Origin of the sequence: Streptomyces sp. NPDC007095 (assembly GCF_040634475.1) — a bacterium.
Taxonomy (GTDB): Bacteria; Actinomycetota; Actinomycetes; order Streptomycetales; family Streptomycetaceae; genus Streptomyces.
Map to the genome: position 1 here is coordinate 1 of NZ_JBEYFS010000511.1, position 1,649 is coordinate 1,649.

2 protein-coding genes are annotated in these 1,649 nt (G+C 66.0%); one reads left to right on the forward strand and one right to left on the reverse strand.

What is annotated here, in order from left to right; all coding sequences use genetic code 11:
* The coding region (locus tag ABZ656_RS57835) for a transposase (protein WP_360280780.1) at positions 1 to 181 on the reverse strand (181 nt) is incomplete at its 3' end.
* Between the two features lie 96 nt (positions 182 to 277).
* On the opposite strand from ABZ656_RS57835, the gene ABZ656_RS57840 reads away from it, so the two are divergent.
* The gene (locus ABZ656_RS57840; protein ID WP_360280783.1) at positions 278 to 1,537 is read left to right on the forward strand and encodes an IS4 family transposase; all 1,260 of its coding nucleotides are present in this window, start codon (positions 278 to 280) and stop codon (positions 1,535 to 1,537) included.
* Positions 1,538 to 1,649: the final 112 nt, after the last annotated feature.

Genomic DNA, 1,649 nt, shown 5'->3' on the forward strand with positions numbered 1-1,649 from the left:
CCAGGGCGTGGTCGCGCCAGCGGCGGAAGAACGCGTAGACGCGGTCCCACGGCGGGAAGTCGGCCGGCATGGCCCGCCACTTGATGCCGTTGTCGCAATGCCGTTGCTTGAGAGGTGCACGTAGTTCCTCTCCAGGCGTGACCGCCGGGGTGCTGGTTCGTTGACGCGGACATGCATCCATGGATCGGGTTATCCGATGAAGTCCGGCTCGGGTTGCTCACCGAGTGGATCGTTCCTGAGCTGGTGGACGAGGTGCTGACCGCGTGTGGTCGGCTGGATGCCAAGCCCCGTTGTCGGCGTACTCCTGTCGAGCCGGTTCATGGTCTACTTCGTGCTTGCTCTGGCGCTGTTCCAGCAGGACTCCTACGACGATGTCGCGGAGAACCTGGTCGGGGCCCTGGGCGAGATGGACCAGTCGGTCCCGAACAAGTCGTCGTTCACCAGGGCCCGGCAGCAGTTGGGGGCCGCACCGTTGGAGGGAGTGTTCCGCCGTGTGGCGGGGGCGATCGCTCCCACCACTCTCGAGGCGGCGTTCTGGCGCGGGATGAGAGTTGCCGCGGTCGACGGGTTCTTGCTGGACGTGCCGGAGAACGACACGACACGTGCCGCTTTGGGCGGGCAGGTGGACAGTGCCGGTCGGCCCATCGGGTTCCCGCAGGCCAGGGTGGTGACGCTGACCGAGACCGGTACGCACGCGACGATCGACGCGCGGATAGGCAGCTTCAAGGGCGGTGGTGGCGAGCCCGCGCTGGCGACAGAGATGGCCGGCAGTGCCGCCGGCATGCTGGTGGTCATGGACCGGGCCTTCCCCGGTGTCGCACTGTGGAAGGCATATACGCAGGCCGGAGCGCACTTACTGATCAGAGCCCGGACCTTCGTCGCCGCGAAGCCCATGGAGGTCTTGCCTGACGGGACCTATCTGACCCGGATGAATCTCGCCGGACAGCGGCGCTCCCATCCGGGCGGGGTGACAGTGAGAGTGATCGACTACCAGGTCGACGGCGGCGAGACGGTCAGGCTGCTGACCGACCTGCTGGACCCCGTGGCCTGGCCCGCCGAGGAGCTGGCAGCTCTGTATCACGAGCGCTGGGAGGTCGAATCAGCCTTCCGGCAGATCAAGACCTTTCAGCGGGGAAAGGCTGAGGTGCTGCGGTCGGTGTCGCCGGAATTGGTGCGGCAGGAGATCTGGGCGCACCTGACTCTCCATCACTGTCTGAGCCGGATCATTATGCGGTTGGCCGACGGCGAGGGTCTGGACCCCGACCGGATCTCGTTCGTCAAGGTCCTCAAGCACACACGTCGCAGCGTCGTTCTCCAGGCAGGCCGGTCTACCAGCCGTCTGCGGCAGTTCATGAAGCGGATGGCCGCGAAAGTCGTGCGCAAGCTCGACAACGGTCTCCGGCGGCTACGCGAGGCGGACCGCTGCACACGCCATCCGGTCTCGCAGTACATCGTGCGCAAGAAAGACCAGGTCAGGCGAGGTACACGACGGGTTCCGGAGAAAGTCATCACCCTTACGCCCGCGATACTTCAGTAGCTCAAGCAACGGCATTGGCCGTTGTCGACGAGGTAGCGGATCGCATCGAGTATTGCCCGGTGGCAATACGCCTCCGGCTGTCCGCCCCGGCCCCGCAGCCAGCCGGGCACCG

Bases quoted from the DNA above. Each gene is read 5' to 3' on its own strand.
- ABZ656_RS57840 (WP_360280783.1), top strand. From the start codon at position 278: ATGCCAAGCCCCGTTGTCGGCGTACTCCTGTCGAGCCGGTTCATGGTC.